The sequence below is a fragment of the Salmonella sp. NW884 genome (assembly GCF_051700745.1).
Taxonomy (GTDB): Bacteria; Pseudomonadota; Gammaproteobacteria; order Enterobacterales; family Enterobacteriaceae; genus Salmonella; species Salmonella enterica.
In genome coordinates this window covers 25,315-32,028 of record NZ_JAMMDE010000020.1, presented here as the reverse complement: position 1 = coordinate 32,028, position 6,714 = coordinate 25,315, and the positions used below count along the sequence as shown (strand labels likewise).

General features: G+C 52.5%; 5 protein-coding genes. 2 read left to right on the top strand and 3 right to left on the bottom strand.

Annotated elements, in window-relative coordinates:
• Window positions 1–323 precede the first annotated feature (323 nt).
• Together NA197_RS22880 and NA197_RS22875 are read left to right on the top strand one after the other, a co-directional pair.
• Window positions 324–779, top strand: coding sequence for a DUF4385 domain-containing protein (locus NA197_RS22880; RefSeq protein WP_000985653.1), 456 nt, complete (start codon window positions 324–326; stop codon window positions 777–779).
• Window positions 780–882: 103 nt separating this feature from the next.
• Window positions 883–2,184: an MFS transporter gene (locus NA197_RS22875; RefSeq protein WP_023137436.1), complete on the top strand. Its 1,302-nt coding sequence runs from the start codon at window positions 883–885 to the stop codon at window positions 2,182–2,184.
• On the opposite strand, the gene NA197_RS22870 is transcribed toward NA197_RS22875, so the two are convergent.
• From NA197_RS22870 to pat, 3 genes are all read right to left on the bottom strand, one after another.
• Window positions 2,181–2,504 carry a YfiM family lipoprotein gene (locus tag NA197_RS22870; protein WP_023214315.1) on the bottom strand — a complete coding sequence of 108 codons (324 nt, stop codon included), beginning with the start codon at window positions 2,502–2,504 and terminating at the stop codon, window positions 2,181–2,183. The genes NA197_RS22875 and NA197_RS22870 overlap by 4 nt on opposite strands.
• Before the next feature lie 44 nt (window positions 2,505–2,548).
• The gene (gene pssA / locus NA197_RS22865) at window positions 2,549–3,904 is read right to left on the bottom strand and encodes a CDP-diacylglycerol--serine O-phosphatidyltransferase (protein WP_000949286.1); all 1,356 of its coding nucleotides are present in this window, start codon (window positions 3,902–3,904) and stop codon (window positions 2,549–2,551) included.
• Window positions 3,905–4,018: 114 nt separating this feature from the next.
• A complete protein-coding gene (pat, locus tag NA197_RS22860; protein WP_064043534.1) occupies window positions 4,019–6,679 on the bottom strand; it encodes a protein lysine acetyltransferase in 2,661 nt (886 codons plus the stop codon).
• Between the last annotated feature and the right edge of the window lie 35 nt (window positions 6,680–6,714).

Genomic DNA, 6,714 nt, shown 5'->3' with positions numbered 1-6,714 from the left:
GAAGTGAAACGCCGTAGCGCCGATGGTAGTGTGGGGTCTCCCCATGCGAGAGTAGGGAACTGCCAGGCATCAAATAAGTGAAGAAGCCCATCCTGACGGATGGGCTTTTTTGCGTGTGTGGTAACTGTAAAACCGTAGGCCTGATAAGCGCAGCGCCATCAGGCAACCTGCACCGCCGGATGGCGGCTTCGCCTATTCGGCCTACAGGAGTTATCCCGCCTACGAATCTGGTGCTATTGTAGAACCGATAAGAGCACAACCCACCCAATCGTTAACGATGAACTATCCTTTACACGTGCTTATATAAGCAGTGAGGATTTTCATTGGCTATCAAACCTTTTAACTACCAGCAAGACTTTTCCAGCATCGACTTCCGCCAGCAGCCTGAATTGTATCAGGTTGGACGAGGCGAGCAGGGGGTGCTACTGGTTGAACCCTACAAAAGCGAAATTCTTCCTTTCTGGCGCTATAAAGATGAAGCATCGGCGATGAAATCCGCAGAGCAGATCTACCAGTTGTTCGAAGCTTACCGGCAGCAGGATGATTTCGTTGGTATGGACATGGCGCGTAAATTTATTCAGATGGGATACACCCGCGCCAGGCGATACGCTAACTATAAAGGCGGTAAAAAGTATGCAGAAGACGGCAGCCTGAATACACGGGGTAATGATCCTATTAAGGCCGCGGCGGCAACGGTTTTCAAAGGTTGGTGGGATAAAATTCGTCAGGACGAAGACTATCTGAAACGGAAACGCCAGCATCAGGCACGGTGGGGATAAAAATTAGCAAACAAATAATTAACACTTTATTTACTTTTTGGTCTCGCGTAATCTGAATCTCCAAAATAAAAGGCCGATTAAGCCTGGCAACAAGGAGAACAGTATGGCAGAAATTATTCAGCGTATAGATAAAAACAACGCTGAGGCTCCGGAGATGCGGCGACGCATATGGGCTATCGTGGGGGCATCTTCCGGAAACTTAGTGGAATGGTTTGATTTCTACGTCTACTCTTTCTGCTCGCTCTATTTTGCACATATCTTCTTTCCTTCTGGTAATACCACCACTCAGCTTTTGCAAACGGCAGGCGTCTTTGCCGCCGGTTTTTTAATGCGACCTATCGGTGGTTGGCTGTTTGGACGCATTGCCGATCGACGCGGGCGCAAAGCCTCAATGTTGATTTCGGTGTGCATGATGTGCATGGGGTCGCTGGTGATTGCCTGCTTACCTGGTTACGATACCATCGGCACCTGGGCACCGGCGCTGCTACTTATTGCAAGGTTATTTCAGGGGCTCTCGGTAGGGGGAGAGTATGGGACCAGCGCGACATATATGAGTGAAGTTGCGCTTGAAGGTCGTAAGGGATTTTTCGCGTCGTTTCAGTACGTTACGCTTATCGGTGGCCAACTACTAGCATTGCTGGTCGTTGTGATTTTGCAGCAGGTTCTGGACGATGCTGAGCTTCGTGCCTGGGGATGGCGTATTCCCTTTGCGCTGGGCGCCGTGCTGGCGGTTGTGGCGTTATGGCTACGTCGCCAGCTGGATGAAACCTCGAAGCATGAGACTCGCGCATTAAAAGAAGCCGGTTCATTGAAAGGTTTGTGGCGTAATCGCAAAGCCTTTTTGATGGTGCTTGGTTTCACCGCGGCAGGCTCGCTGTGCTTTTATACCTTCACCACCTATATGCAGAAATATCTGGTAAATACAGCAGGTATGCATGCCAATGTCGCCAGCGGCATTATGACGGTCGCGCTGTGTGTTTTCATGTTGGTGCAGCCGTTATTCGGCGCGTTATCCGATAAGATTGGCAGGCGCACTTCTATGCTATGTTTTGGCGCGCTCGCGACGCTTTTCACCGTTCCAATTCTCTCCGCGTTGCAGAATGTGACGTCGCCTTATGCCGCATTTGCTTTAGTGATGTGCGCGCTATTGATTGTGAGTTTCTATACCTCGATTAGCGGGATCCTGAAAGCGGAGATGTTTCCGGCGCAGGTTCGCGCCCTGGGCGTCGGTTTATCTTACGCGGTAGCAAATGCGTTATTTGGCGGCTCTGCGGAATATGTCGCGCTGTCGCTAAAATCTGTCGGTATGGAGAGTTCATTCTTCTGGTATGTTACCGCGATGGCCGTTCTGGCTTTCCTGGTTTCGCTGATGTTGCACCGTAAAGGAAAGGGCTTGCGCCTTTAGTATCGCGCCATTTGCCAGATAGCGTAACCGGTTGTCGCGCCAGCGACATCCCAGACAAAATCTTTCCAGCTCCAGCCGCTGCCTTCCGGGCGGCTGTCCCAGAGTTCTTTTGAGGCTCCGAGACTCAAAGAAAACATCAGCCCTATCGCTGCGCTGCGGTCAGGGCTTACTCCCTGGTGACGCGCATACTCATTACCGGCTGCCGATAGCATCGCTGATGCTATAAAATGCTGGGCTTTATCCTGACCGCTCCAGTGGTCGTTAGCCAGATGGCTGCACCCGGAGAGAAACAACACCGTAAAAGGAATCAACACGCGCACCAGTTCACTCCTAAGAGAAAACCCCGTACAGGACGGGGCTTCGATTACAGGATACGGCTAATTAATCTGTCGATGCGGATCCGGCGCAGACGGCGAATCAATTTACGCACTTTTATCGGATAGTCGGCAATGCTCTGCAGGTCACGATAATGTTTTACGATGGTTGTGTGCGTTCGGATAAGTTCCAGCTCTTTTTCCCGCTGAGGGGCAAGCTCTTGCTTAGGATCGTGGATCAGAATGGCGTTTTCCAGATCCAGACGCCAGGCGCGAGGATTCAGATTGTTGCCGGTGAGTAGCATCCATTTATCATCTACCCACATCCCTTTCAAATGATAGGTATTGTCGTCATCTTTCCACAGACGCACCACAAGCTGATCGGTATTGACGTAATACTGTAAACGGCTCAGGAAGCGGCGCAGGTTAATCTCATAGAGATAGGGTAACGCGCCAATGATCTTGAACGGTTCATCTTCCGGAATGTAAAAATCATTCGCGGTTTTATCGCCAACAATGATTTCGACTTTCTTTCCGTCGCGCAGTAGCTGAATAATATTCCGCACCAGTACCGCTGGTAGATTGAAGTAAGGGGTACAAATGGTGAGCTTATGCTCCGCACAGGGCATGAGATGGAAAATGGTTTTGTTCAGCAGACTGGATTTGCCAAGCCCGACCAGCGGCGTAACGGAGAGTTGCTCGTCATTAGCGTCACCCTGAAAATGATATGACGCATCACGCAGCTCCTGACGGTATAAGCGGATATCGTTTTTAATCTCCGGGCTTTTCGGACGCTGGGTATTATCCAGACGATTCACACCACGGCCATTCATCAGATTTTGCGTCACCCAGTCAAACATGATGTCTGCCATTTGCCGATTGCGAATCAGCTGGTAGCGATCGTAGCGATATTTGTCATGCTGATGGAGATAGACATCGTTCAGGCTGGCGCCGCTGTACAGGACGCTATCATCAATGATAAAGCCTTTAAAATGCAGTACGCCAAGCGCTTCTCGCGTATTAATCGGTACGCCGTAAACCGGGACATCAATGCCGGGGTTTTCCTGCGCCAGTCGGCAATACCAGTCTGCATTGGTATTCGAGGCTGCTGCGCCAATGCGCCCGCGTTGCGCGCGATGCCAGTCGACCAGCACCCTCACGTCCAGTTCAGGACGCTGCCGTTTAGCCGCATAGAGCGCGTCGAGTATACCTTTACCCCCATCGTCCTGTTCCAGATACAGGGCAACGATACAAATACGCTGCGTCGCGCTGGCGATTTTCTCCAGCAGTGTCTCCCGAAAAGTAGCAGGAGTATAAAAGAAATCTACATCATCAACTGACTGAGAAATCTTAGGGAGTTGGGCAAGGTGTTGTTGATGTTTATTACGCTTAAATTTTGACAACATCACAGTGCATTTCTTCTCTGTTCATTGAAGGGTCCTCTGTGCTATGCAGACGACATAAGCGAGCAATAATAACATCAGTACCCGTTAAAGTGGTCAACATTTCCAGTACATTACTCACGATTCATCACATTTGGCCAGATTCAGCGTCAATCCCACGATGCCCTCTTCGAGCTGGATATCGACCTGAAATCCCAGTTTTCTGGCCAACGCGACCATGCCGCGATTGTTCGGCATCGTAATACCGTTCAGCCGCTTCAATCCGTGATCGCGAGTATAGGCAATCAATTTCTCCATTAAACGGCGTCCTAAACCCAACCCTTTGAGATCTGAACGCACCAATACGGCAAATTCGGCATCTACGTTGTCAGGATCGGAGATCGCGCGCGTTACGCCGAGGATCTCTTCAGCGTTGTCCATCCGCCTCACGGCCACAAAGGCCATTTCTCGATCGTAGTCGATCTGCGTCATGTTGGCTAAATCTTCATGGGTGAATTCGTTGATCTCGCTGAAATAACGGTAGTAAAGATCCTCTTTGGTGACCTGGGCGATGAATTGTCGCAGTTGGGGCTCATCTTCCGGCAGGATCGGACGGAACAGGCAGCGATCGCCGTTTTTCATCTCCACCCACTCTTCGAGCTGGTGGGGATAGGGGCGTACCGCAAGTCGACTTTCGTTATCGCCATCAAACGGGGCAATATCCAGCGTCACATCCAGCGCGGTAAACTCACTGGCGGAAGCCAGCAGCGGATGGATATCCAGACGCTGAATTTCCGGGCAGTCGACAATCAGGTTTGAAACCTGGACCAGCAGCTGGCTTAAACCGACAATATCCAGCGGACGCAGCGCGCTACGGGCGCGAATTTTCCGCTGTTTAATGCCCTGAATCACCAGATAGCGCGCCAGATTCATGTTGAGCGGCGGCAGCGCGACGACCGCCTGCTCTTCCGGACGCCACTCTACACCGCCTTCACCCAACATAATCAAAGGACCAAACACCGGATCGTGCTCGACCACCACACGCAGCTCCTGCGCGCCGGCGCGGTTAGCCATACTTTGTACCAGCAAACCGTGAATCCGCGCCTGCGGCCAGGCCATCTTTACACGATCGAAAATGGCGTTTGCGGCCTGTTGTACCTCGCTTGCGGTCCGCAGGTAAAGCATGACCCCCTGAACTTCAGATTTATGCGGAATGTCGGGCGAGCGCAGCTTGAGAGCTACCGGATAGCCTATCTGTTCGGCGATATGCACCGCTTCAGCGCTGTCGCTGGCAATCCAGGTTGGGAGCGTATGCAGCCCATAGGCGTGTAAAATCGGCTGTACTTCATGGGTATCCAGTGAGGTGGCGCCTTCCGCAATCGCCTGCTGTAACAGATTATGCGCCTCAGCGGTATTGGACGTCAGGTTACTCGGCAACGCTGGCGTTTCCCGCAGTTGCTTCTGGTTACGCCGGTATTCCACCATATGCATAAACGCGGTAATCGTGCCTTCCGGCGTGCGGTAGGTTGGTAATCCGGCTTCGCTGAATAGCCGTCTTGCTTCCTGAGACGAGAACTCGCCGCACCAGTTTGTCAGCAGCGTAACAAACTTGCCTCTGGGGTGGCGCTTAATCGTCTCGATCAGGGCATGGGCGCTTTCCGTACCCGGCGCGGCAGCGCTGGGAGAGTGGATAACCATAAGCGCGTCAAAATCCTGACTGGCGAGCAGGATATCCAGCGTTTTGACGTAATGTTCGCTGCTGGCGTCATCACACAGATCCAGCGGATTGGCAATATCAATGTGCGCGGGAAGCGCCTGCCGTAATTGCAGGCAGGTCTCTTCGCTCAACGTCGCCAGTTTGCCGTTACGCGACCACAACTCATCTAACGCCAGCGCGGCAGGCGCGGCGCCATTGCTGATAATCATCAGTCTGTCGCCGCGTAGCGGACGCATATGGCTCAGTGTTTCGACGGCGGAAAAAAGCTCGTGCGTATCCTGGACTCGCAGCAGGCCTGCGCGCTGGATGGCCGCATCCCACGCAGGGTCCATTCCCGCGCTGGTATTAAGTAAACGCTGGGCTGCCGGGCTTCGGCCGCTTTTAATCACCAGAATCGGTTTGTTACGTGAAGCGCTACGGGCGGCGGAAACAAAACGGCGGGCGTCGCTTAACTGTTCCAGATAGAGCAAAATTGCGCTGGTCTTGCTATCGCGCGCCAGATAGTCCAGTAGTTCATCGACATCAATATCCAGGCTATCGCCCAGCGCGATAAAGTAGGAAAAGCCCATTTCACGCTGTTGCGCCCAGTCAAGAATAGTATTGGAAACGGCGGCAGACTGGGAAATAAAAGCGAGCTTGCCCTGTTTAATCGGGACGGGAGAAAAGCTGGCATTCAGCCCTTGCCACGGCGCGAGGAGCCCAAGACTGTTTGGACCCAGCAGACGCATTTTATAATGCCGGGCACAGGCAAGAAGTTCTTCATGTTGCGACGTGGGAGCAGAAAGGATAATGCACGTTTTACACCCTTTCGCGCCAAGCGCGTCCACTAACGCCAGGTTACGGCTGGCGTTAGTGCATAAAATAGCCAGATCGGGGGTGAAAGGAAGACTGGCGATATCCGGCCAGGCCATGACGCCTAAAACGGCTTTCCAGGCGGGCGTCACGGGAAGGACGGGGCCATTGAATCCGCCCGCCAACAAGTTACGCATCATCAGGTAACCCGCGCGGTGGGGCTTCATTGATGCGCCAATCACCGCGATCGATTTTGGTCGCAGTAGCGCTTCCAGTCCTTGCTGGCTCATACCGGTTTCCCTTACACAGAAGTGACCGGATAATT

Excerpts from the sequence above, each read along its gene's own strand:
- pat (WP_064043534.1), bottom strand. The coding sequence starts at position 6,679 with ATGAGCCAGCAAGGACTGGAAGCGCTACTGCGACCAAAATCGATCGCG.
- pssA (WP_000949286.1), bottom strand. The coding sequence starts at position 3,904 with ATGTTGTCAAAATTTAAGCGTAATAAACATCAACAACACCTTGCCCAA.
- NA197_RS22875 (WP_023137436.1), top strand. The coding sequence starts at position 883 with ATGGCAGAAATTATTCAGCGTATAGATAAAAACAACGCTGAGGCTCCG.